Origin of the sequence: Methanolobus sp. ZRKC4, assembly GCF_045291305.1 — an archaeon.
Lineage (GTDB): Archaea > Halobacteriota > Methanosarcinia > Methanosarcinales > Methanosarcinaceae > Methanolobus.
In genome coordinates this window covers 2,502,058-2,527,257 of record NZ_CP146983.1, presented here as the reverse complement: position 1 = coordinate 2,527,257, position 25,200 = coordinate 2,502,058, and the positions used below count along the sequence as shown (strand labels likewise).

The following is a 25,200-nucleotide window of genomic DNA, read 5'->3' as shown; positions in this document are numbered from 1 at the left end:
AGAAAATTCCAGGAAACAGGTAGTAAATATGGCTAAAAGCGACAAAATGGTTGACCGTGTTGCGGGGCTTATGAAGGAGCCAAAGATGATACGCAACATTGGTATCGTTGCGCACATCGATCACGGAAAAACAACATTATCAGACAACCTTCTTGCAGGTGCAGGCATGCTCTCAAAAGAGCTTGCTGGTAACGCATGCTGGACAGATTCTGATGAAGAAGAACAGGAAAGAGGTATTACAATTGATTCCGCAAACGTTTCAATGGTCCACGAGTATGAGGACGAAGAATATCTCATTAACCTTATTGATACCCCGGGTCACGTAGACTTTGGTGGTGACGTAACTCGTGCAATGCGCGCTGTGGACGGTGCAGTTGTGGTTATTGATGCTGTAGAAGGTACAATGCCACAGACTGAGACTGTTCTCAGGCAGGCATTGAAGGAACATGTCAAGCCGGTACTGTTCATTAACAAGGTTGACCGTCTCATCAACGAACTGCAGGTCGACGGACAGGAAATGCAGATCAGACTCGGTAAGCTTATTGATCACGTAAACAAGCTCATCAAAGGTATGAACGAAGAGCGTTACAAAGCAGGTTGGAGAGTCGATGCTGCTAACGGAACAGTAGCATTCGGTTCAGCACTTTACAACTGGGCTATCAGCGTACCGATGATGCAGAAGACCGGAATCAGTTTCCAGCAGATCTATGATTACAACAAAGCTGATGATGAAGATAGCATAAAGGAACTTGCAGAAAAGTGTCCACTTCATGAAGTCCTGAACGATATGGTTATCAGGTATCTCCCCTCCCCTCTTGAAGCACAGGAAGGAAGGATCAATGCAATCTGGCACGGTGACAAGGAATCTGAGATTGCCAAGTCAATGATCAATGCAGATCCGGAAGGAGATCTTGCTTTCATGGTAACAGACATTACAATGGACCCACATGCAGGTGAAGTCGCAACTGGAAGACTGTTCAGTGGTTCACTTTCCCGTGGAATGGAAGTATATGTATCAGGAGCTGCAAAGAAGAACAGAATTCAGCAGGTCGGTGTTTTCATGGGTCCGAAGAGACTGGAAGTGGAGAACATTCCTGCAGGTAACATTGCAGCTGTAACAGGACTAAAAGATGCTATTGTCGGTTCAACTGTAACTACCCTTGATGGCATGGAACCTTTCGAAAGCATTACTCATGCAAGTGAACCTGTAGTTACTGTTGCTGTTGAAGCAAAGCACATGAAGGATCTTCCAAAACTTGTTGATGTACTGAGACAGGTAGCAAAGGAAGACCCAACCCTTAAGATCACACTTGACGAAGAAACCGGCGAGCACTTGATGGCCGGTATGGGTGAACTTCACCTGGAAGTCATTGCTCACAGGATCGAGCGTGACAAGGGTGTAGAGATTACAACAACACCACCTATTGTTGTGTACCGTGAAACAATTCGCGGTAGTGCCGGCCCTGTTGAAGGAAAATCACCAAACAGGCACAACAGATTCTACGTTGAAGTCGAGCCTCTTGAGGAAGAAGTCAGAGACCTTATCAAAGCGGGTGAGATATCAATGCGCATGCCTGAAGTGGAGCGCAGAGAGAAACTCATGGCAGCAGGAATGAGCAAGGATGAGGCAAAAGGTATTGCAAATATCTTTGAAAGCAATGTTTACATCGATGTAACAAAGGGTATCCAGCACCTTAACGAAACTATGGAACTTATCCTTGAAGGATTCCAGGAAGTAATGAAGGCAGGACCTCTTTCAAAAGAACCATGTATGGGTGTAAAGGTCAAACTCGTTGATGCAAAGCTTCATGAGGATGCTGTCCACAGAGGACCTGCACAGGTAATTCCTGCATCAAGACAGGGTATCCAGGCAGCAATGCTCATGGCAGATGACACACTTCTTGAACCATACCAGAAGGTATTCATCCAGGTTCCACAGGACCAGATGGGCGGTGCAACCAAGGAGATTCAGGGACGTCGCGGAGTTATTGCTGACATGGTGGCAGAAGGTGACATGACCATTATCGAGTCAAAAGCACCCGTATCCGAACTCTTTGGATTTGCAGGAGACATAAGGTCCGCAACTGAAGGACGTGCAATGTGGAGTACTGAGTTTGCAGGATTCGACACACTGCCAACAAACCTGAGCAGTGAGATCGTGTGCTCCATCAGAGAAAGAAAGGGGCTGAAGAAGGACCTACCACAGGCATCTGATTTCTTGAGCCAGTGAGAACAGAGGACTGCAGCATTGGCTGCAAATCCCTTTTCTTCAGAAAGGTTTAAACGTGAAAACAACTATTAGGTCAAATCAAATTGATAATTTATAATTAAAAGTAGGAGATATGAAAATGGCAGCTGAGAAACCACACATGAACTTAGCAGTTATCGGTCATGTTGACCACGGCAAATCAACTTTTGTCGGAAGATTGATGTTCGAAACAGGTGCAGTACCTGCTCACCTTATCGAGAAATACAAGGCAGAAGCAAAAGAGAAAGGAAAAGAATCCTTCGCTTTCGCATGGGTAATGGACTCCCTCAAGGAAGAGCGTGAGAGAGGAGTAACCATCGATATCTCCCACAAGAGATTCGATACCGACAAATACTACTTTACAGTAGTAGACTGCCCAGGTCACCGTGACTTCGTAAAGAACATGATCACCGGTGCTTCCCAGGCAGATGCAGCTGTTCTTGTCGTAGCAGCACCTGATGGTGTAATGGCTCAGACAAGAGAGCACGTGTTCCTTTCAAGGACACTCGGTATCAACCAGCTCATCATTGCTGTTAACAAGATGGATGCAGCTGACTACAGCGAAGAAAGATACAACGAAGTCAAGAAAGATGTAAGCCAGCTTCTCGGTATGGTCGGATTCAAGGCAGACGAAATTCCATTTGTCCCAACATCCGCATTCGAAGGTGACAACATCACAAAGTCAAGCGAGAATACACCATGGTACAAAGGCCCATCACTTCTTGAATGCCTTAACGACCTCAAGGAACCAGAAAAGCCAGACAAGCTTCCACTCCGTATCCCAGTACAGGACGCATACACCATTTCAGGTATCGGAACCGTACCAGTAGGTAGGGTAGAGACTGGTATCATGAAGAAAGGTGAAGATGTGACCTTTAATCCAAGTGGCGTTACCGGAGAAGTAAAGTCAATCGAGATGCACCACGAAGAAGTTCCTGAAGCAGTACCTGGTGACAACATCGGTTGGAACGTACGTGGTGTCGGAAAGAACGATGTCAGAAGAGGTGACGTCTGTGGCCCGGCTGCGAACCCACCATCAGTTGCTGATGAGTTCACCGCCCAGATCGTAGTGCTCCAGCACCCATCCGCGATCACAGCAGGATACACACCTGTATTCCACTGCCACACAACCCAGACCGCATGTACAGTTATGGCACTCAACAAGAAGCTTGATCCAAAGTCAGGTCAGGTCAAGGAAGAGAACCCAACCTTCATCAAGGCAGGAGATGCAGCAATCATTACCGTAAAGCCAACAAGGCCAATGGTAATCGAGCCAGTAAAGGAAATCCCACAACTTGGAAGATTCGCTATCCGTGATATGGGTATGACCATTGCAGCTGGCATGTGCATGAGTGTCACACAGAAATAAGACACTCAACTTTTCCTTTTTTTAGGAGACAAACATGTCACAGAAAGCAAGAATAAGATTATCAGGGATCAGTCCGGTAAACCTGGATGGAGTCTGCGAACAGGTGAAAGCCATTGCAGACAGAACAGGTGTAAGTATCTCAGGACCAGTTCCCCTACCAACTAAAAAGATGGTAGTACCTGTCCGTAAGAGTCCAAGTGGTGACGGAACCGCAACATGGGATCACTGGGAAATGCGTGTACACAAGAGGCTCATCGATATTGCAGCCGACGAACGTGCACTCAGGCAGCTCATGCGTATTCAAGTCCCAAAGGACATAAACATTGAGATCGTATTACAGAACTAAAAACGCTATAGTTATTGTTCACAATAACTATACTCCTTAAACGTTACAGAACATTCTGTAACCTTCTACTTCTTATCTTTCAGCGGCACTGAAGAGTGCCTGCTATGAAAGATATTTGGAAAGAACTGCTATATAATATTTTTTTTAGAGGTTCTTCCATTTGGTTAAATACTGCCCAGAGAAATCATCAGTACCGCAAAATATATCTAAACCAGCAACTCATAAAAAATATGGGGTTAAGTTATGAAAGAAAAGGTACTGATATTAGGAGCAGGCTATGCCGGTTCGGTTGTAGCAAATATCCTAGCCAGGGAATTCAGGAATAGAATTGCAAGAGAAGAACTGAAGATAACAATTCTCGACAAAAGTGATACGAGTATTAATCAGGGCGGTTTTACCTTCATCCCTTTTGATCTTTATACACCTGAAGATATCACAAGATCACGGAAGAAACTCATAAGTCCCAGAGTGAAAGCCTTCTATGGAAAGAATGGCGAGGTTACCTCAGTAGATCTCCAAAATAAAGAAGTAACTGTCAGGAGTGGTAAAAAGTACAGTTATGAACACCTCGTCGTTGCAATGGGTTGCAGAGCCGATGTCGATGCTGTTCCGGGGCTTACAGATGACCTTAATACGTTTTATACATCTTTGGAGGATGCTTTCAAGGTACGGGATATCATAAGAAAAATCAATGGAGGAAGAGTTGCAATATCAGTTGCCTCCATGCCTGTTCCCTGCCCCGGTGCACCTATAAAATTCACTTTCATGCTCGATAGTTATCTTCGTAATGTAAAAAAGAACAGGGATGATGTGCAATTGACCCTGTTCTGGCCCATGGAACCCATAGGACCTCCTGAGTTCAATAAAATGGTAAGTGAACAATTTAAAGAAAAGAATGTAGAAGTCATCAGAAACTTCCAGCTGGCTGAAGTTGATGCAACCCGAAAAGAATTAACATCAAAAACTGGAGAAAAGGTAAATTATGATCTGTTGATCACTGTGCCTCCGCACAAAGCGCCAGAGGTACTAATAGATTCCGGTCTTACAGATGAAAAGGGATGGCTGTCAGCAAACGAAACCACACTTCAGTACAGAGGGCCTGCGGGTAACTTTGATAATGTATATGTCCTGGGAGATCTTGGACCGGCCCAAATTCTCAAAACAGGAATCGGAGCACATTACCAGGCACTGGCGGTGAGTCAGAACCTGATCAACGATGTTTATGGAAACGGTATGAAGACACACTATGAAGGTGAAACAGGTTGTCCGATAGTAACTGATATGGAAACCCAAACCACACCAGGGAAAGGCTATATTGCCACATGGAAATACGGAGTACCTCCTGCACCTTTCAAGACCACCGAAATAGGCTGGTATCTGTATCGTATGTATTATCATATACACTGGGATGCCAGTGTTAAAGGATTATTCTGAGGAGGGAGAGGCATGACAGAAGATATTACCACCAGTCAGATATCGGGAATCGAAATTACACCTTCAGATGTTGAAGCTTTACTGGACCTGATAAGAACATCACGAATGCTACAGGACTACATGAACGATCAGACTGCACACGGTATAGCTGAAATTGCATCGGTCTATTTCAAAATGATTAACGCAATGATCAGTACTGATCTTGTCGATGTCATGGAGAGAGGATTGCAGGACCCCCAGCTTGATAAAGCTCTTCTGGACCCACCAAAGATAGGAGTCGGCGGTTTGGTCAGGGAAATACAGGATGAAGATTTCCAGAAAGGTATGGGAGTAATGTTAACGCTGGTTAAAGCTATAGGAAGAGCAACAGAAGATTAAAGTAACTTACTATTCATCTTCTTTTTTATAATCTGACGCAGCATCTAATTCAATTACAAATTTTGCACCTGACAGTTTGTTGTCCTCAACACGTATAGAGCCACCGTACCGTTCAACTGTTTTTTTAGCTATATACAATCCAAATCCGGTATTCCCGGTTTTTCCATACTTGTATCCCTCATCAAAAACTCTGGATTTTACTGCATCAGGAATTCCAATACCATTATCAGCAATTAAAATTTCACAGATGCCATTTTGATTCAATATTTCAATATCGACCTTGCTGGCATTTCCATGAACCAGAGCATTACTGACAATATTATCGAAAACTGAAGCCAGAGCATTATCAGCCATAACCAGACAGTTTCCAGTTACATTGAATTTTGCTGCATGTGCACTTATAGCATTATCCACCAGATTTTTGACATTCAAAAGTTTAAGCTGTTCATCAACAACTGAGACCTGATCAATTTCCTTTACATCTTTTATAAGAGAAGCACTTTTTTGTGAAGCTTTTCTTATCATAGAAATAAATTTTTCATCCCCCTTCTCCTCAAGCAAGTCTAAAGCTCCCATGATGACCTGAAGATCATTAGCAATGTCATGCCTTAGAATACGATTTGTATTACGAAGCATTTCGGTAAGTTTCACCTGCTCTTCCTTTGATCTGAATACTTCATGATAGCGCCTTATATTGGATATCGCAAGTCCTGACGCCTTTGCAAGATCAAAAGCAACACTTAGATACTCATCCAGATTTTCCGGAAAAGCAATGCCATGCACCTCGATAATACCAAAGAGAGTATCTGCCATCAAAACTTTTATCGCGAAACCATCTTCCGTATCAAACACAACATAGCTTTCATCAGAATCTCTCAATTTCATTATGACACCATGTTTGGTTTCAAAGGATTTGCAGTACTGAACTTCTACCTCATCTTCATAAAAAGAATGGTAAACAACATTCTTCGGAGCGAACATTGTACTGAACAATTTACAAATCGATTTGATTTCAACAGATTCATCTGTAATATCAGCAATTGTTTTGATAAAATCAATGTAACTATTCAGCCTGATAAAAACACTATCAATAGCAATCTTGACAAAAAGTTGAGACCTACATTTTATTAGGATCATTAATTTTGATTGTTGTCATTGATTGCTTTTTTGATTCTTAGGTTGTTAGTGAGCAAACATCTCCGTTTTGATTAAATCAGTATCAATAGGCTAATTGTGGTAGGCTGAATAGTTACAAATCAATAGACATAGCATATGAAGCCGCTTTTCTCTGGCATAATTTCAACTGTTTTTGCTTCTTTTCAATACTCCATCGAAGTATAAGGTTATCAAAGACCACACTGAAGTATCCCATCCCAACATTTAATATTTTGAATGGGACATCTACAAATTTGGAAAATTCTTCTGCCTTGAAAACAAAATCGGAATGAATGCCTATGTCCAGAATCAAAATAGATGAATATAATTCAGAAAATGAGGACGCTGAATTATCGTCATACATACCAATAGACCTCAGATTATTCTGCCAGTCTTCCAGCCATCCGGGAGCTACAATAAAAGAACCTGCATCTTCATACTCCTGCAAAGCCTGACTCTCAGTAAACAAGTCATAAATATTTTCAGTCTTATGAATTTTAACAGAGCCAGAATACTCTTCCGGAATGCAAACTTCGGGACATGATGTATCACACAGAAGCAGTATATCATTGTCGCATTTTTGCTCCCTGATGATACCAAGGATTATTTCAGACTTTGGAGTATCCTGAGAAGACTTAAAAAAGGCGCATTTTATCCCTTCATATTGACTTTCAGAATTAAGGATATATTCGATTTCCTGCCGGATATTTACGGGTGCAACAATGTAATGATCATAAAACATAATATTCTACTCCGGGTACTGACCCCATTTTTTTACGGAATCAGAAATATTCATGATAACTTCTGAAGGAACAAGATAAAGTATTTCCCCGTGGTTATCAGAGAGAATATAACCACCGCCATTCGCAGTCTTTTGAATTGCTTCCTTTACATGATATTCAGTATCCTGACGAGTCCAGTGCCGCATCTCAACTCCATTCAGGTTACCCATTACTGACACTTTTCCATTACATTCATTTTTTATTTCTCCAAGGTCTTCCAGTACACTTGTACAAATAATAGAAGTTCCCGTTTCTATAATATCATTTATTATGGGAAGACATCTTCCTGAAGCCATATGAGTTGCAACAGGTGCGTTAATTCTGGGAATTGCACTTTTGGCAACCTTAAATCCTGTTTTCCTGTAAAGTTCAGGCGGAATGATAGTTGAGGACGATACAGGATCAAAGTAACAGATTGCAGTTGCGCCTGACTCTATCTGGGCATTGGCCCACTTGATACAGAATTCTTCATTGATGCGCATAAGTTCTTCAAACTTGTCAGGTTCCTCGTATATCAAATCAAAAAAACGATTAAATCCCATCTGCATAACCGGCAATGCAAAGGGAGACATAACTACTCCAATTATGGGGATATCTTCACCTGCATGTTTCTTGATCAGTTCTGTGGTCTTCAGAACTTTCTGTAATTGTTGCGATTCAAAAACATCAGGCGCTTCCAGCGACCCTATGTTCTCATAATCAGATATTATTGGCTTGCCAGCATTCGGAGGGGCATCAGAGTAGAAAATAGAATTTCTTCCCCATGCTTCAAGCTCAAGTGATGCATAGTAAAAAGAATAGTAGCAATCATGACCATATTTCTGTTGCATTTTTATCTGGCCCTGTGCAACCATTTCAGGCTTTGAGAAATATTTCTCGATAGAAATATTGAATTCTTTTGATCCCTGTGTTGTAAGCAGGTGGAAGAATGGAACTCTATCCGCTTCTTCATAATTAAGGGCTGTCAGGACTCTTTCCATGGGAGTCATTGCTTCACTTTTCATTGCGATAACCCCAGAACATTATATATCTTACTGACAGACTCTGTAGCATCAACTGCCATAGCATCAGCACCAACTTCTTTCCACAGCTGACGGTCAAACAAAAACGGTGCACCCCCCACTATTATTTTTGCTTTGATACCTTCGCGGTCAAAGATATATCTGAGATTTTTGATATTAAGGGCAAGATTAAGCATTAGTGTCGAAACCATCAGAACCTCGATACCATCTTCTTTGACCTTTCTGGCAACTTTTTCAGGCCCCATATCACCATAATCATGCATATTGAATCCATTGGCCTTAAGGAATGAAGAAACGATACGTTTTCCAAGCATATGTTCATCCCCAAGGGTTGTAATACCTATTATTGGCATGTCCTTCCTGTCAGGACTCTCGGCAGGCAGTATAGATTCCATTATTTCCTCACATATCTTGCTTGCCATATACTCCTGCGATAATGCAATTTCGCCACTTGCCCACATAGCTCCGATTTTTTCAAGAGTAGGAGCAATAAGCTCTTGGATAAGCTCAAAAGCATTATCCCCGGTAAATTCTTTTTTTACGATGTTACCTGCTGCAACTCTGTTCAGGGAAAGAAGGGCATTTTCTAGCTCAAAAACGTTATCTCTGTCGACACGCACACCGCCTGGTTCTTTTGTAAAGAATATGCGATTTAATTATATAAAGGTGTTATTAAAAATATGTGAAATTTCGCTGAATTTTGTATCCTGTATAATAGAACATGTATATTTGAATCATGTGATTACGCCTGTGATTTGACGGTTTTACCACATACCTTGCAATCATGTCTTCTGGATACCTTGAGAGTTTCCATCTCCGAATAAAGCCCATTCCAGATGAGAAGCCTGTTTGTCAGAAGTCTACCAGTACCTACCAGATACTTGATAACTTCATTGACCTGTATCATAGCAATTATACCAGGAGTAACACCAACAACTGGAAAGACTTCTGTTGGCGGAGCTGAAGGGAAAACACAGTTGAAACATGCACTTTCCCCGGGAATTATGGTCATAGCCTGCCCGTCAAAACCACTTATAGCTCCATGAATCAGTGGAATACTTTTTTCATAGGCAACTTGATTTAGGAGATAACGGATAGAGTAATTGTCCATGGCATCAACTATGAGATCTGCATCCCCTACAAGCTTCCTGACGTTTGATTCATCTATTGTAAGGTGAAATGTTTCTATATCTATGTGAGGATTTACGGCCTGGAGCTTATCTCCGACAGACGATACCTTTGCTCTGCCGATATCAGCCTCCCAGTGCAGCACCTGTCGGTTAAGATTGCTTAGTTCCACGCAATCGCGATCTGCAATTCTCAGTTGCCCCACACCGGCAACTGCAAGATAAAGTGCAACCGGACATCCAAGTCCTCCTGCACCTGCAATGAAAACCTTTGCATTCTTTAATGCCTTTTGGCCATCTTCACCTAAAAGCATTATTTGCCTGTTGTAACGTTCAAGCTCTTCCTTGCTTAACATGATACACATCCCTCAAATCTGTTAATAATATTCTCTGAAGTAATTCTACATGATAGTTGACCTTTTCCCATGAAAGACTATAGATTACAGGGACTTAGCTTCCGATGGTGTCAACCTTTGAAAGTTCATGTTTTCTGGAGTTCTCAAATAATACTGTACTTCCTTCTATTTCAAGCAACTTATCGATGAGGAAATTAGATATCTTTTCTTCTCATCCAAGTTCTGTGTACATTCCTTCACCGAAGGGAAAAAAGCTATCCTTGCCATTAGGGTTGAGCCTATGAGAGAGAAAAGACTTTAAGACTTAGACGTTATTCACAATTGTGAGTAAGATTCATAAAATATAATCTATTAAAATCAAGAGGAAATCAATATCATGAAATTACCCTGTCAGACAATTGTCTGGGATGTTTTACCTGCCATCAGAGCAGCAATCGCAGAAGAACTTGTTAACTGCGGACTTTCGCAGCAGGAAGTTGCCAAAGAACTGGACATGGCACCTTCAGCTGTTTCACAATACCTCTCCAAGAAAAGAGGTTATCGAATAGTATTTGGAGAAGATATCAAAAAATCCATACGAGTTCTTGCAGAAGATATGAAAGAAAATCGAGTAGATGATCTTGCTGAGAGAATTTGCAGTATTTGCCGGCAATTGCGTGAAGATGGACAGCAGTGCGTCAATGACGAAAACAAAAAATAATATGGTATTCCATATTACATGAAACTCTTCCTGATGAAAAAATATGCTGAAAAAGAAGATTTATCCATCCTTTCAGCTATAACCTATATAGACAGTGCTTCAACCAGTCTTTTCCCGGTCAGCCACCGAAAACAACCTGCATTATACGAATATCATCACCGTTATTGAGTACAGCATCCACAGGAATGATATGACCATCCCTTGACACAAGCACTTCCCCCTGGCTGATCTTCAGCTCACGCAGCAACTCTTCAACAGTAATTGGTCCTAAATTCATTTCTTCGGTTTTACCGGATGGTAATTTTACTTTCATGGTCCTGCCTGAATAGGTGATAGTAAATAAAATTAGGGGTTTTAGACTTTCAGGTTAATACGTTTTTTAGCAGGAGTTATGATAACTCCTGCAACAAAGGTCGAAAAGACCACAATCCAATGCCCGGATTCAAACTGTGATGAATGAGTCCGAAACCTTGGAAAACGTTTTTCTTCACAATTGTGAATACACATAATAGACACCTGTGGTATTTAACACTTTTGTTCGCATGCCGGCAAACAAATATTTTGAGCATATTTTAAAAAAAGGTAACTATTCAGCCTGACTGTTTTAATGATGCAAAAAACAATATACTATGGCTTCATTCTATGTGTTAAAAAATATTCAGTAAAATATCATAAAAAACGTCTATCAATCTGAGGGGATTTGTATAGACCGCGAAGAAATACTTGCAGTTTATGAAGCTGGTCCAGAAGCAGTAGTAGAACTTGTAACTCGATTACTTGGGATAATTGAACATCAATCTCTCCAAATTGCACAACTTGAAGAGCGTGTCAGGCATTTGGAAGAAATGCTTGAAAAGAATAGTCGCAACAGTAGCAAACCACCTTCTACTGATTCTTATGCACGGAATAAACCAACCGTTAAAAGTCAAAGAAAAAAGACCAATAAGCATGTAGGTGGTCAAAACGGTCATCCTGGTACTACATTAAGAATAAATGATGATCCGGATGAAGTTATTGTTCATCCTGTTAATCAATGCGTCAATTGTGGGAGATCGTTAGCTTCTGTTCCCTCTGACTATGAAAGAAGACAGGTCTTTGACATTCCTCCTATAACTATCAATTGCATTGAACATCGTTGCGAGATTAAAACATGTCCCAAATGTTCTCATGTAAACAAAGCTCTTTTTCCAGATGGTGTAACTCAGCCGACTCAATACGGTCATCGAGTTAAGTCATTTGCAGTTTATTTGCACACTTACCAATTACTTCCTTATCAGCGTGTTACCAAGTTGTTCTCTGATATTTTGGGATGCAAGATAAGTCCTGCTACTTTGGTGAACACGGAACGTAGTTGTTTTGAGAAGCTTGGAGCTTTTGAAAATACAGTGAAACATCTCCTGAAAGAATCTCCTGTCATCAATCTGGATGAAACAGGAATGAGAATAAATGCAGTTCGTAATTGGCTTCATGTGGCAGGTACAGACAAACTGACCTATTATTTTGCACATCGCAAAAGGGGCTCAGAAGCAATGGATGCTATGGGCATATTACCAGGTTACACTGGTGTTGCAACACATGATTTTTGGAAACCGTACAACAAATATGAATGTCAACATTCATTATGTAATGCACATTTATTACGAGAGTTAACTGGAGCTTCCGAAAACAGGGATCAACAGTGGCCAAAGATAATGAGTGATCTCTTGATATGCATTAAACATCATGTTGATAATGATCTTTTAGATACTGAGCTAATTCAAAGGTTCAGTGAGGATTATGATCACATAACTTGTTTAGGAGTGAATGAAAATCCTCCTGATCCGGAATCAAATGTGCGGTCTAAAAAACGAGGACGTAAGAAGCAGACCACGGTAAAGAATTTGCTGGATAGGTTTATTGGCCATAAAGAGGATATCTTGCGATTTATGTACGACCAAAACGTTCCGTTTGATAACAATCAGGCTGAAAGAGAGATCAGAATGACGAAAGTACAGCAGAAGATATCAGGTACTTTCCGCAGTGAACAGGGTGCAAAAAATTTCTGCCGTATAAGAGGATACGTGTCTACTGTTAATAAGAATTCTGAATCTGTTATCGATGCAATTAGTGCAATATTTTATGGCAATTCATTTGTTCCAAAGTTGCAGAATTGATCGTGGATGAAGAAATCAGCTTGGTGGAAGTGAGCTAGGCTGAATAGTTACAAAAAAAGAAACTAGACCAAAGTCACAAAACTCATCAACCTGCAATATGGTCTTGTTTGCACGGACACAAATACTACTTCCCACATCACAATTATTACATAGTCTTACAAAAAAAACGTCATCATAAATTGCTTATACACACATTTGAAATGAGACACGCTTTATGCATCAATTGCCTTTATTTTTTGATATACCAAGTTTCCTGACTTCCCTTTTCATCAGGACCACCGCCACGACAAATCCGAGAAAATCGGATATCGGGAATGATAACCATATGCCTGTCAGGTCCATGAATAACGGCAGTATGAATATAAGGGGTGGCAGGAAGAATACCTGTCTTGAAAGTGTGATCGCCAGTGATTCTTTTGATTTTCCCAGAGACTGGAGCAGGGCCATGGCCACTACCTGGGTTCCTATAAATGGCATCATAAGGAAGCTTATCTTTATGGCAGGAACTCCCATTTCTATCAGCTCAGCATCATTGCTGAAAATCCTGAATATCTGCTCCGGGACCAGGAAGACAACTATGACGCTCAGAATGCACATGCCAAGTACGATATAATTCGAAAGGGAGACCGTTTCCCTGACTCGCTCGAAGTTGTTGGCACCGTAGTTGAAGCCGAATATGGGTTGTATCCCATGCTTAATCCCTATTATAGGCATCAAAGTGAGCATGAACACCTTGATAATAATGCCAAATACAGCAATTGCCATGTCTCCTCCGTATGCCAGAAGACTCTGGTTCAGGAGAATAAAGACCAGGCTTTCAACTGAGTTGAAAATAAATTCAGACATTCCGATGCCTGTTATTTCCTGTGAAAGAGCAAGATCGGGCATCATATATCCTAACCTGAATGAGACCATGCTTATGCTGCTTGAATAATAGTAGATGACCATTACAGAGCCGATCACTTGGGATATGACAGTCGCAACTGCAGCTCCCATGATTCCCATGTTGAACTCGAAGATGAAGATCGGATCGAGTATTATGTTCACAACGCTTGAGAACAGCATGATGGCCATTGCGAACTTTGCATGTCCCTCTGCTCTAATGGCATTGCTCAGTGCTGCAGAGAAAGCAAAGAATATGGTCCCCATGAGGATATACTTCGTGTATTCCCTCGCAAAAGGAAGGACGCTCTCGGAAGCCCCGAATATCTTCAGCATGGGATCAATGAATATCAACCCGAGAACTGTAAAGATCACACTCGATACAATGACCAATGTGACCATATTGCCCAGTGTCTTCTCTGCCTTGTCGGGATTATCCTCTCCCAGTGTCCTCGAGATTATGGATGATCCACCGATACCTATTCCAAGAGCAATTGCCATCATGAGCATCTGTATGGGAAATGCCACGGAAATTCCCGCAATTCCAAGCGAACTATCGGCTCCCAGTCCCCTGCCCACAAATATGGTATCCACAAGATTATAGAATGCCTGCACGAGCAATCCCACGATTGCAGGAGTTGACAGCTTGAAGATGAGCTTTTTTATGTTCTCGTTTGCAAGCATATCATATCTTTCGTGCTTCATTCAATAGACCTCCGTATGATTATGGGGTACTAAGAGCAACTTGAATGAGTTTGCCGTATTTAATCATTTGCAAACAATCAGATCATGTCAGTAATTGAATGAAAAACAACGTGTTACGGACATTATAGATGTAATTATTCTTCAATGAACAAAATCACCTGCATATATTGCCTTCTTAAATCTAAAAAGACTGTTTGATAAGAACTCAACAGCAGCTTAAACTTTATTCTCTTTCAAATCAGAGATCTGAGCGTATATGTATTGGATCAATTCTTCAAAGCGGTTTATCTCTGCAAGGTAATTTTCGTATGTATCCAGTTTGGTTTCCTGTTCCTGAGTCGTGGCATTACATCTGTATTCTTCTATAAGAGGAGGTATTTTCGTTTTTGCAATTTCTAATTCAGTTGCAAAACCATTTTTAATCTGGATAGCAAAAGCATCTAACAGATCCTTTTCCATGAGAAGGTATGTCTTACGAGACCCGGGTTTTTGTATTCTTTTTATACCCCAGAAATGTTCAATATTTTTAATCTTAAGACTGATGGAGGCAAGACTATACCCGGTTCTCTTTGCCAGCTCCTCCATACTTACCTCTTCTGACTCAAAGTTAAGTATTGATAGAATCTGTGCAGTGGGATTGTCAACCCCGTAGCCTTTGAAGATCTCATGACCAATGTCAATTATCTTGTTCTCAATGTCACTCATTTTTCTCCTCTATGAATCTGAATGTTCCCTTTTAAATATTGGGTAATGCACGATCATGCAGACACCAATTTTAAGCCACCAATGCCAACAGCTATCAGTCCTATGAAAAATAATCGGGATAAATTAATGGATTCATTGAATAGGACTATTCCCAGTACTGTCGTCCCAATAATCCCAATACCTGTCCATACTGCATAGGCAGTCCCAACCGGTAATGTCCTCAGAGCTTTTTCCAATAGATACATGCTTAAAATCAGAGTCACGATTGTAAACACCACCGGATAAAACCTGGTTAAACCATCACTATATTTCAGTCCAACTGCCCACCCGGTTTCAAATACTCCTGCAATTAATAAGTAAATCCATTCCATTTTCATACCTTTTAGTATTTTTAATAAATATTAAAAGCTAATAAAACAGATTTTGTATTTATAACTATTGGCAAAAAATTCTGCAGAAAAAACATTTCACATTTAACAAGAATAACATTGCAAACATTAAGCAAACACAGGCCATTCCACCTGATACCCTAACCAATATTAGAATTAACCTTTAAATCAACATTCCGTCCAACACTATATTTATCTTCAATGAGAAACATGCAAATCGTTATACTCAAATAATGGACCTGTAGTGTAGTGGATATCACTTTAGCCTCCGGAGCTTAGAACCCGGGTTCGATTCCCGGCAGGTTCGTAAATATTATCGGCGATCATATGAGTCAAAAGCATACTACCAAAGGAAAAAGAAAGACACCTGAAAAGCAGAAAATGAACATCAAAATGCTGCCACTTGTTCTGGGAGTTTTGCTTATGATAGCAGGTGTTATCGGAATAATGGCCAGTTCCGATGATCAGGCTAAGTGGTCTGTTTCGGACGAAGGTATTCTTTCTTACTCGCAAATTGAAGATATGCAATACAGTGTAGGCAATGTCACAACGACAGATAACAATGACTCTGTTAAAGAGGTCACATTCAAAAGCAGGAACTCTGATATTGAAGGACTGATACGGACACCTGAGTCCGGCACAAGTGTACCAGGTATTGTGGTTCTTCCCGGTGCTGGTGTATCCAAAGAACAACAAACCGCTGTTCCTGAATTGCTCTCTGAATTAGGATATGCCTCCATCACTATTGACCAGAGGAATCTTGGTGGAATAGACCCACAGGCAGACTTTGGACTGTTCATAGATGGTGAAGAACCTGTGGAATATATGATGGTACATGATGCATTAATGGCTGCAGATGTCATTGGCGACCAGACGGAAGTCAATGGCGAAAATATTGCAATGTTTGGACTTAGTAATGGTGGAAGGTTTGCCATAATTGCAACTGCAATCAGCCCTGAAATTAAGGGTGTTGTGGCTATCAGCACAAGCGGATATGACACAGACGTTATTGTTGTTGATGAGAACACAGACAAGGACGCATATCTTTTCTACAGGTCTATAGACCCTGACAACTATCTGGATAAAATTGTACAACGCAGGTTTGTCATGTTCCACTCCCTCAACGACAGCATTATACCTTATGAACTGGCACAACGCAGTTTTAGCAAAGCACAGGAACCAAAGGCACTCCATAGCATTAATGGCAGTACCCACGGATACAGCACACTGATGGATCAGGGGATTGAAGCGGAACTTGAACTCATATTCCTATAACTTCAACAAAATTCGAAAATAAAAATGGGAAATTATTTCCCATCTGTCTATTTATTTATTTATTTATTTATTTATTTATTTTACAACTATGATACCTTTTATTGCAGCATTGTTTGCCACACTGAATGTGTAAATACCAGGCTCTTCAAAGGTGTAAGTGAATATCTTACCGTAGTAGATAGTCTGGTCTTCCCACAAACCATCATCACTTACAAGCACGACAGGAAGCTTAGGTCTCTGTAGATTTCTCCAGGTAACAGTTTCTCCTGCATCAACCTCCACGGAGCCGGGAGTTGCTATGCGAATTATAAGAAACTCAGTGCTATGATCCACTATTTGTTCCCTGACCTGCTCACGCTCCTGTTCCATTGAACGAACAGGTTCACCGACCTCTTCTCCCATCATAGCTTCTGGACCTGGTGCCATCATACCACCATTGACAGGAGTATCAACTACCGATGTCATTCCCTTTTCTATAACCACGACAGTTCCTGTTATTGCTGGCTTATCCTGAGCATGGAATGTGTATGTGCCGCTCTCTTCAAAAGTGTAGGAGAATGTCTTACCGTAGTAGATGGTCTGGTCATCCCACAGTCCTTCTTCACTTACAAGCACAATAGGAAACTTAGGTCTCTGCAAATTTTTCCATGTGACGGTCTCTCCTACATAGGCCTCCAACGCCGTTGGTGTTGCTACACGAACAATAAGGAAGTCATTGCCATGAGACATTGCCTGTTCCCTATCCAGTCTCATCGGACTGACTGCCCCGGTCCGGTCCCCCATTACAGCTTCCGGACCAGGTACCATCATACGCTCATCGGCAGAAGTATCGACCACAGATGACATTCTTTTTTCGTTGACCACAACTGTTCCGCTTATTGCAGGATTGTCCATTGCGCTGAATGTGTAAGTACCAGGCTCTTCAAAAGCATAGGAGAATATCTTACCGTAGTAGATGGTCTGGTCATCCCAAAGTCCTTCGTCACTTATAAGCACAATCGGAAATTTGGGTCTCTGCAGATTCCTCCAGGTTACCGTATCGCCCACTGATATCTCGATAGATTGCGGAGTGGCAACTTTGATCATCAAAACCTCATGTTTTTGTGAACTTGTTTCCACAGATTTAACAGATAGGTCCTTGACACTCATATAAGGACCATCAGCAGCCGATGACACTGCTATTAACAAAGTAGATGCTGTTATGAATACAGCTACAACTAATGCCATTGTTCTAATGTATTTCATAAGAAGATTCCTCCCTGAGTTCCCCTCCTTATATATATTTTGTACTCGATTCCATATAGCCAAAACCATAGGGATATGGCAACAGATGAATGGATATTCTAATGCTCTTGGAAAAGTAGAAAGCTACAAGAATACTAAACATATTTCCAATGATTATATATGTGTTTAAAGGCAAAGTAAAATGGGGTTTTATGCAATCTTCTTTACTTGACACGTTGTTCCTTTCTGAAAAAAGAAAGGAATTGTTGCTGTTCCTGAAAGATGGTACGAAGAATTCGGAGGACATAAAGGCAGCTTTTGATTTCCCATGGAAGTCCATGATACCACAGATAAAGAGACTTGTTGAATGGGACCTGATAATCTACAATAAAGGTAGTTGTACCCTTACTACTATGGGAGAGATCGTTGTCGAGAATATGGAACACTTCATGAGGACCCTGAAAATCCATGAAGAGCACAGGAACTATTGGCTGGAACATGACCTTAGTCCTATACCAAAAGAGTTACTCTATAGGATAGGTGAACTTGGGCAGTGTGAAATTAGTGAGCCAACCCTTCCAAATATATTTGAACAACAGGAAGAGATGCTAAAAAGAATGGATGGTTCGCACAGGATCATGGCTTTTGTTTCTGTATATCATCCAGCACAACTAATTATATTTTCTGAATTCATGGAAAGTGGAAAAAAACTTGATCTGATAATGACTGAAGAAGTCTACAAAACCATCAAGGGAGAGATACAACCAAATATCAGCATTCTTCAGAACGGGAATTCAATTTTTATCTCGTTGAAAGAGGAATATGAGAAAGAGATAGAGAATCTTTTCAAAGACCAAAGGTCGAAAATATTTATTTATAAAGGAAGTATGAAACCTCCGACCATCATTGTAACTGACAAGTTCTTATCACTGGCACTTCTTGACAATGAAGGAAGATACGATAATTCAAGTATCATAAGTTCCGAGCTTTCAGCAGTCTTATGGGGTGAGAGGCTTTTCAGCCATTACAGAGACAGGTCAGATAGACTGATAGAACAGGAAGGAGTTTCAATTAAAATTTAAAAATGGATGAACTGGCTGCAGTCATCCAAAAGAACTGGACATGTAATCTTTTAATGTTACTGCTTTACCGTATACGTATGAAAGCCTGCCCACATGATGAATAAAATCCATCCTCTTCTTTTTGAAGAGAGGATGACTCATCAATTATTGACATCTGCAAGTGTATATCAGTATCATCTTTCTGCATCGTTCGTAGTTCTGTAACCATTATTTACCCTCATTGCTCAAAATACCATTAATTAAATAGATAGTATAGTATACTAATAAATAATATATAAACTTTTTTTTAATCAGAGCTCTGGCTAAACGAATATGTGATATATGAATGTTGCATTATTTTAGATAGATAGAGTACCACAATGTTTCAAAGACAGGATGAAGGCATGAAAGACAAAAAGATAAAAGGTGTCATTTTTGATATGGATAATACACTTTTTGATTTTGTGAAAGCTAAAGTAGCTGCCTGTACGGCCATTATAGAGTACATTGGAACAGGCGACCCTCATGAACTATTATCTTATTTTCGAAGAGAAAAACATGGCTTCGAAGACATTGAGAACATCAGCGATTATCTTGTAGAATACAAAGTATACTCTCTGGAGAGGTTTCATGAATGCTGCACTATATACGAGAGAGAGAAGATCAGCAGCATTGAACTTTATCCGGATGTGAAAAAGACAATGATCGACCTGAAAAGCATGGAGCTGAATATAGGTATACTCACAGATGCCGACAACAGAAATGCAAGTAAGAGACTTAAAAAAGTTGGCTTATGCGGATGTTTTGATTCACTTTTTACCTTTGATATGACAGGATGGAAGAAACCGTCACATAAACCTTTCATGTATGCATTAGATTCAATGGGACTTGAGGCTCACGAGACACTTTTTGTAGGAGACAGCCTCATGCGGGACATTGGGCCTTCAAAACAGCTTGGAATGCTGGCAGTCCACGCAATATATGGCGACTGTAATCCTTCAGTCGATAGCCAGCTTGTAGAAGAAATACCAGACCATGTGATCAATAAGTTCAGGGACCTGCCCACTATAATTCAAAATTGGAACAAGTATTAATATGACAGAATATGACGTTGTTGTCGTCGGAGCCGGACCCATTGGCTCTACGGCTGCAAGATATGCCGCAATGAATGGTGCACGAACTCTGATGGTTGAAGACCACCCATTTATAGGAAGCCCCGTTGGATGTACAGGACTCCTAAGTACAAGGGCAGTCAGTGAATGTGACATAAAACCATCGGAGGATTTTGTATTTAATTCCGTAAGAGGTGCCTTTGTGCATCCAATGAACGGATCATGCCTCCCCATAGATGGTAAAAAGACGAAGGCATACGTTGTTTCCAGAAAGATATTCGACCGCCGCTTAGCTGCAATGGCACTTGAAGAAGATGTTGACCTCTGGCTGAACTCAAGGGTCAATGCTGTCGAAAAAGCAGACGGAGAACAAAGGGTGTCAATAGTCAGAAATGGGCAGCTTGAAACCATTAAAACAAAAGTGGTCATCGGCGCAGACGGTGTTCGCAGCAAGGTTGCAAAGATGGCTGGACTTGGAAATGTTACTAAAGTATTGTCAGGGATACAGACAGAAGTGCCTTACTGTTCAGATGATACTGATTTTGTAGAATTATTCGTGGGCTCACAGGCACCTGGTTTCTTTGCATGGGCGGTTCCTGTGGACGAGAATATATCACGCATAGGAATGGCAATTGACCCCAGACACAAAAATGCTACGGTGGCAAAGCAGCTACTAGATAACCTGTTGACAAATAACTCTCACATTGCCTCAAGATATGGCAGAGGGAAACTTGACCTTGTAATCGGAGGAATCCCTCTCGGCCCTCTGGAAAAAACCTATTCAGAAGGTACGCTGATTGTAGGAGATGCTGCAGGACAAGTTAAGCCAACGTCAGGTGGAGGTATATATACCGGTGCTGCATGTGCTAAGATAGCAGGCGAGGTTGCTGCCAGGGCTGCGCTTGAAGAGGACAATTCAGCGCAACGACTTTCCGAGTATGACCGCAGGTGGAGAGCAAAAATTGGAAAGGAACTCACCATGGGTATGAAGATTCATAGCTTTATGGGAGGACTGGGAGATAGCGAGATGGATGAACTCATTGCTTCAATGAACAAGCCACCCATACTTGACACTATTACTACCTATGGAGACATGGACCATCCCTCAATCGTCATAAAGAAAATGCTGCACCCTTCAAGATCGGTGCATATGTTTAAGGTATTCCGTGCATTTGCAAAAGCTGTTCTTTGAATGAAAAGCACTCAGCTTAGTAAATGCTCACACCTCTGACAGATTCAAGTTCAAGGAGTTCTTCAACAATGCTGCCTGGGACTTTTGTGTCAGTGACTATTGTCAGGCGGGGTTCCGTTATAAAGAAGGGATCATCTGAAACTGCCTGCCTGATGCTGATATTATGACATGCTATAACAGCAGATACTTCGGAAATAATCCCTTTATGGACAGCATCATCAGGCGTAATTATGATTACACCGAGACCAAGCAACGGAGCAACATCACGCAAGAAAGGAACTGACTTTACATTCTGGAATATCTTCCTTAACAACTCATCGGAAAGTATCGCCTCTGTTGTTGAATCTACAACCCGTCGGTCAACACCCGCTTCCTTTGCAAGCTGGGTATGAGCAATTTCAATTGCACCTGATATAACCTTTCCTTCATCATTCACCTGGAAACCACGTTCAAAAAGGATCTTTAATACCTTTTGCTGGGCGGGGTATTTTTCGAACTTACTGAGTAATGTGCTCCACATATTAACCATGTAATCATTTAAATTATAAAGATTTACGGTTAAGTTTATGCGGTGCAGACTAATTAAACATACAAAAATTCCTAAAGAAAAGACATTTTAAGTATGAGGTCGTTTATGATAGTCTGCAATTCATCTTTCAATAGAGATAATAATCCGGAGTAAAATCACTTTTTGATGTGATTTTAGAATATTGATATTAGCTCATTTCTACAATTTATCATAAACTCCGGGATCTTTACGATTTACACCAAAGGAGGCATTTAATGAAAACATACAGGGACTACGATGACCTTCCGAAAATCAGATTGCCATATGGGCAGGAAGTGTCTATCAGTGACAGTACTATACGTGATGGCTCTCAAATGCCAGGAATCGTTGTGAGAACCCATCACAAAGTGAAGATATATGAATATCTGCACAGAATAGGCATTGAAAAACTGGAATCATTTGTCTACAATGAAAGGGACAGAAAAGCCATTAAGACCATGCAGGACATGGGATATGAGTTCCCGGAGATCACAGGCTGGGCTCGTGCAAATCCTGCAGATATAGATATGGTTCTGGACATCGACGGAATTGAAGAGACAGGAGTTCTGATGTCCGTATCCGATCCACACATCTTTGATAAGATGGGACTTCCAAGCCGGGAGGCAGCGGAAGAGAAATATCTCAATGCACTACAATATGCTGTAGACCACGGCCTGAGGACAAGAGCACATATCGAGGACATGACCCGTGCTGACAACTATAATTTTGTCTTCCCGCTCATCAAGAAAATAATTGACATCGATCCCGACTGTACAATACGCATATGTGACACTATAGGTTACGGAGTACCTTTCACACGTGTAGATGAGCCATATGGAATACCGACTATTGTAAGGCATCTGAAAGAAGAGCTGAATGTGAAGCACATCGAAACTCATTGCCACGACGATTTTGGTCTTGCGGTTCCCAATTCCCTTGCAGGGTACTGGCATGGAGCCGACTGGTCAAACGTAACTTTCCTGGGGATCGGAGAGAGATCAGGCAACGCGGAGATGGAAAAATTGCTTCTGTTCCTGAAAAGGCGTGTTGAAGGATTCGACAAATATAATCTTGATTGCATTGCGGAGTTCTCCAGATTTATGGAAAAGGAGATCGGCATCAGAATACCAAGGAATAAGTCTGTTGTGGGTAACAATGTATTTGCCCATGAGTCAGGAATCCACACTGCAGGCGTTATCAAGAACCCCTTTACCTATGAGCCCTACCCACCTGAGACAGTAGGTGGAAAAAGGAACTTCCTGGTTGGAGATTCATCCGGTATCGAGGTTTTAAGATTCAAAGTGCAGGAGACTCTCAATGAGCTGATGGACGTAAACATAGAAGTGGAAAAGAATGACAAGCGTCTTCGTTCCATCCAATCCGATATCCAGAAGCTCTACAACGAAGACAAAAGGGTTTCATGCATCTCCGATGAAGAAATACTCGGCTATGTCAAAAAATACTTCATGTTCAATCCAATGGTCAGAAAGGACATGCACCGCAACGATGAGGATGATGAGAACGGTGACAATGAGCCTGAAACGGACACCCTCGGTAATACGAAAGCTCGTATGCATGATATTGTAGACTAAAAAGAAATCATACAAGCACAAGCAATTGTGTTTGTAACTTATAGATATGGTGGAGATTTCCACCATACAATTATTTTACTATCAAAAAAGAGTTTACTCGGTTCCTTCCGGATCCTTGATCTCAATTATATCCACCACAGGGGCATTCTTTTTTACTGATTCTATCCCATGCATACAACTGGCTTTGTTTGAATATGCCTGGCCCACTGCGATTACTTCTCCGTTTGGAGCTTTTAGTCTGAACCTGTATTTTCCAATCTTGTCTGTGAACACTTCGAATTTTGGCATTTTATCACTTTCTCCTTTAGTACAAAATCGGGAAAATATACACTAACAATATTCTCCCCCAATAAACATTAGAGGTATCTATAAAAAAAGTTTGTGACTTTATGCGCTTTGTCCGAAAAATCGATTTGACGTGCTTGTAAAAAGTTTATTTTTTACGAAAGCACATATTGAGCATCATTGTATTTCAAATATTATTGAAACCGTTACCTTTAAATATAGACTCATCAATTATATATTATTGGTTTTGTAGGCATAATCCAATACCGTGCAAATGAGTTTCTGGAGATATTAAATATGGTAAAGATGAAATGTTCGAACTTGAATTCGAATCCCACGGATACCGTTGTCCAGGATCGTCATTTGGATTGAGACTTGCTTGGACAGCTATGGAAAAACTTGGTGAATCAAAAGCAAAAAGAGGATATTAAAATGATTAATGTAAATGACTATCTTGAAACAGGATTTAATTTTCACGGCCACAGGTGTCCTGCTATGCCGCTTGGAATGAGAGCCGGAGCTGCTGCTATGAACGTACTTGGCGTTGACAGATCAAAGGATAAAGAGCTTTTCATGATCGCAGAGACAGGAAATGATCATGCAGCTGGGTGTTTTGTTGATGGCCTTATGACTATCACTAGTTGTACTTATGGGAAAAGCAATATTGAGAAGACTTACCATGGTAAAATGGCTTTTACACTCATCGATACCATTAATCAAAAGGCAGTCAGAGCATATATAAAGCCTGAATTCTTTGGAAACATGCTAAAATCTCCGTTTGTTGAACAGAGAAAAATAGGTGTACCGCCACAGAACATTGATGCTGAGATTGCTGAGCCATTGATTAACAAAATACTAACCATACCTGAAGAAAACTTCTTAGTTATTGGCCCTGTTTTTGATTATCAGTTTGAAAAGAAAAAAGGGGTTTTTGATACAGCATTGTGTGAGGAATGTGGTGAACGTACATTTACTCATAAATTGCAGGATGTTAATGGCAAAACACTTTGTAAACCCTGTGCTGACAAATAAAAAATACAAATAAATGGCAATCGCAAAATATTTACGTATGTTCGACGGCAAAATAGTCTGATAGCCATGTTTGGAAAAAGTGTATAAGCTGTAGGTGCAATTGCACCTACCATTTTAACATAATATACT

General features: G+C 40.9%; 26 protein-coding genes and 1 tRNA gene. 14 read left to right on the top strand and 13 right to left on the bottom strand.

The genetic code is table 11. From position 1 onward, the window contains the following. Positions 1-28: 28 nt before the first annotated feature. The 5 genes from V7O67_RS12390 (at position 29) to V7O67_RS12370 (ending at position 5,775) form a co-directional block, all read left to right on the top strand. Positions 29-2,230, top strand: coding sequence for an elongation factor EF-2 (locus tag V7O67_RS12390; RefSeq protein ID WP_406658017.1), 2,202 nt, complete (start codon positions 29-31; stop codon positions 2,228-2,230). A gap of 118 nt (positions 2,231-2,348) precedes the next feature. Continuing rightward, positions 2,349-3,617 (top strand): translation elongation factor EF-1 subunit alpha, encoded by a 1,269-nt coding sequence (tuf, locus tag V7O67_RS12385; RefSeq protein WP_406658018.1) that lies wholly within the window; start codon positions 2,349-2,351, stop codon positions 3,615-3,617. A 34-nt stretch (positions 3,618-3,651) separates the two neighbouring features. After that, a complete protein-coding gene (gene rpsJ, locus V7O67_RS12380; RefSeq protein ID WP_176964439.1) occupies positions 3,652-3,963 on the top strand; it encodes a 30S ribosomal protein S10 in 312 nt (103 codons plus the stop codon). A 243-nt stretch (positions 3,964-4,206) separates the two neighbouring features. Then, positions 4,207-5,397 carry an NAD(P)/FAD-dependent oxidoreductase gene (locus tag V7O67_RS12375; protein WP_406670117.1) on the top strand — a complete coding sequence of 397 codons (1,191 nt, stop codon included), beginning with the start codon at positions 4,207-4,209 and terminating at the stop codon, positions 5,395-5,397. A 12-nt stretch (positions 5,398-5,409) separates the two neighbouring features. Then, a complete protein-coding gene (locus V7O67_RS12370) occupies positions 5,410-5,775 on the top strand; it encodes a DUF1641 domain-containing protein (protein WP_406670116.1) in 366 nt (121 codons plus the stop codon). 9 nt (positions 5,776-5,784) lie between these two features. Here V7O67_RS12370 and V7O67_RS12365 read toward each other — a convergent pair whose 3' ends face one another. The 5 genes from V7O67_RS12365 to V7O67_RS12345 form a co-directional block, all read right to left on the bottom strand. Further along, positions 5,785-6,756, bottom strand: coding sequence for a sensor histidine kinase (locus V7O67_RS12365; protein ID WP_406670115.1), 972 nt, complete (start codon positions 6,754-6,756; stop codon positions 5,785-5,787). Between the two features lie 268 nt (positions 6,757-7,024). Continuing rightward, positions 7,025-7,672 carry a DUF1638 domain-containing protein gene (locus tag V7O67_RS12360; protein ID WP_342304554.1) on the bottom strand — a complete coding sequence of 216 codons (648 nt, stop codon included), beginning with the start codon at positions 7,670-7,672 and terminating at the stop codon, positions 7,025-7,027. Between the two features lie 6 nt (positions 7,673-7,678). After that, a complete protein-coding gene (locus V7O67_RS12355; RefSeq protein ID WP_342304555.1) occupies positions 7,679-8,716 on the bottom strand; it encodes a uroporphyrinogen decarboxylase family protein in 1,038 nt (345 codons plus the stop codon). Further along, positions 8,713-9,354 carry a cobalamin-dependent protein gene (locus V7O67_RS12350; protein WP_342304556.1) on the bottom strand — a complete coding sequence of 214 codons (642 nt, stop codon included), beginning with the start codon at positions 9,352-9,354 and terminating at the stop codon, positions 8,713-8,715. Before V7O67_RS12350 ends, V7O67_RS12355 begins: the two co-directional genes overlap by 4 nt. Before the next feature lie 122 nt (positions 9,355-9,476). Continuing rightward, positions 9,477-10,217: a HesA/MoeB/ThiF family protein gene (locus V7O67_RS12345; RefSeq protein ID WP_342304557.1), complete on the bottom strand. Its 741-nt coding sequence runs from the start codon at positions 10,215-10,217 to the stop codon at positions 9,477-9,479. 376 nt (positions 10,218-10,593) lie between these two features. On the opposite strand from V7O67_RS12345, the gene V7O67_RS12340 reads away from it, so the two are divergent. Next, positions 10,594-10,917, top strand: coding sequence for a helix-turn-helix domain-containing protein (locus tag V7O67_RS12340; RefSeq protein ID WP_342304558.1), 324 nt, complete (start codon positions 10,594-10,596; stop codon positions 10,915-10,917). Positions 10,918-11,035: 118 nt separating this feature from the next. Here V7O67_RS12340 and V7O67_RS12335 read toward each other — a convergent pair whose 3' ends face one another. After that, positions 11,036-11,230, bottom strand: a complete 195-nt coding sequence (locus V7O67_RS12335; RefSeq protein WP_342304559.1) for a MoaD/ThiS family protein — start codon at positions 11,228-11,230, stop codon at positions 11,036-11,038. 391 nt (positions 11,231-11,621) lie between these two features. Between V7O67_RS12335 and tnpC the strand changes: the two genes are divergently transcribed. Then, the gene (tnpC, locus tag V7O67_RS12330) at positions 11,622-13,070 is read left to right on the top strand and encodes an IS66 family transposase (protein ID WP_406671457.1); all 1,449 of its coding nucleotides are present in this window, start codon (positions 11,622-11,624) and stop codon (positions 13,068-13,070) included. Between the two features lie 219 nt (positions 13,071-13,289). Here the strand turns inward: tnpC and V7O67_RS12325 are convergent, their stop codons facing one another. The 3 genes from V7O67_RS12325 to V7O67_RS12315 form a co-directional block, all read right to left on the bottom strand. Beyond that, the gene (locus V7O67_RS12325) at positions 13,290-14,657 is read right to left on the bottom strand and encodes an MATE family efflux transporter (protein WP_406670114.1); all 1,368 of its coding nucleotides are present in this window, start codon (positions 14,655-14,657) and stop codon (positions 13,290-13,292) included. A 216-nt stretch (positions 14,658-14,873) separates the two neighbouring features. Further along, entirely contained in the window at positions 14,874-15,362 is a 489-nt protein-coding gene (locus tag V7O67_RS12320) for a hypothetical protein (protein WP_342304561.1), read from the bottom strand. Positions 15,363-15,415: 53 nt separating this feature from the next. Next, complete coding sequence (locus V7O67_RS12315) at positions 15,416-15,739, bottom strand: multidrug efflux SMR transporter (RefSeq protein WP_342304562.1); 324 nt, start codon at positions 15,737-15,739, stop codon at positions 15,416-15,418. 247 nt (positions 15,740-15,986) lie between these two features. On the opposite strand from V7O67_RS12315, the gene V7O67_RS12310 reads away from it, so the two are divergent. After that, a tRNA-Arg gene (locus V7O67_RS12310) sits at positions 15,987-16,058 on the top strand. A gap of 20 nt (positions 16,059-16,078) precedes the next feature. After that, the gene (locus V7O67_RS12305; RefSeq protein WP_342304563.1) at positions 16,079-17,026 is read left to right on the top strand and encodes an acetylxylan esterase; all 948 of its coding nucleotides are present in this window, start codon (positions 16,079-16,081) and stop codon (positions 17,024-17,026) included. A 75-nt stretch (positions 17,027-17,101) separates the two neighbouring features. On the opposite strand, the gene V7O67_RS12300 is transcribed toward V7O67_RS12305, so the two are convergent. Continuing rightward, on the bottom strand, positions 17,102-18,271 hold the full coding sequence (locus tag V7O67_RS12300) for a hypothetical protein (protein ID WP_342304564.1): 1,170 nt from the start codon (positions 18,269-18,271) through the stop codon (positions 17,102-17,104). Between the two features lie 191 nt (positions 18,272-18,462). On the opposite strand from V7O67_RS12300, the gene V7O67_RS12295 reads away from it, so the two are divergent. Then, on the top strand, positions 18,463-19,332 hold the full coding sequence (locus V7O67_RS12295; RefSeq protein ID WP_342304565.1) for a winged helix-turn-helix domain-containing protein: 870 nt from the start codon (positions 18,463-18,465) through the stop codon (positions 19,330-19,332). A 64-nt stretch (positions 19,333-19,396) separates the two neighbouring features. Here the strand turns inward: V7O67_RS12295 and V7O67_RS12290 are convergent, their stop codons facing one another. Continuing rightward, positions 19,397-19,540, bottom strand: a complete 144-nt coding sequence (locus V7O67_RS12290; protein ID WP_342304566.1) for a hypothetical protein — start codon at positions 19,538-19,540, stop codon at positions 19,397-19,399. A gap of 151 nt (positions 19,541-19,691) precedes the next feature. On the opposite strand from V7O67_RS12290, the gene V7O67_RS12285 reads away from it, so the two are divergent. Further along, complete coding sequence (locus V7O67_RS12285) at positions 19,692-20,405, top strand: HAD family hydrolase (protein WP_342304567.1); 714 nt, start codon at positions 19,692-19,694, stop codon at positions 20,403-20,405. A 1-nt stretch (position 20,406) separates the two neighbouring features. Beyond that, a complete protein-coding gene (locus V7O67_RS12280) occupies positions 20,407-21,615 on the top strand; it encodes an NAD(P)/FAD-dependent oxidoreductase (protein ID WP_406670112.1) in 1,209 nt (402 codons plus the stop codon). Positions 21,616-21,631: 16 nt separating this feature from the next. On the opposite strand, the gene V7O67_RS12275 is transcribed toward V7O67_RS12280, so the two are convergent. After that, positions 21,632-22,135 (bottom strand): amino acid-binding protein, encoded by a 504-nt coding sequence (locus V7O67_RS12275; RefSeq protein ID WP_406671479.1) that lies wholly within the window; start codon positions 22,133-22,135, stop codon positions 21,632-21,634. Between the two features lie 263 nt (positions 22,136-22,398). Here V7O67_RS12275 and V7O67_RS12270 point away from each other — a divergent pair, with 263 nt between their 5' ends. Continuing rightward, complete coding sequence (locus tag V7O67_RS12270; RefSeq protein WP_406670111.1) at positions 22,399-23,754, top strand: isopropylmalate synthase; 1,356 nt, start codon at positions 22,399-22,401, stop codon at positions 23,752-23,754. 93 nt (positions 23,755-23,847) lie between these two features. Here V7O67_RS12270 and V7O67_RS12265 read toward each other — a convergent pair whose 3' ends face one another. After that, on the bottom strand, positions 23,848-24,042 hold the full coding sequence (locus V7O67_RS12265; RefSeq protein WP_342304570.1) for a YegP family protein: 195 nt from the start codon (positions 24,040-24,042) through the stop codon (positions 23,848-23,850). Positions 24,043-24,471: 429 nt separating this feature from the next. On the opposite strand from V7O67_RS12265, the gene V7O67_RS12260 reads away from it, so the two are divergent. After that, on the top strand, positions 24,472-25,071 hold the full coding sequence (locus V7O67_RS12260) for an FmdE family protein (protein WP_342304571.1): 600 nt from the start codon (positions 24,472-24,474) through the stop codon (positions 25,069-25,071). Positions 25,072-25,200: the final 129 nt, after the last annotated feature.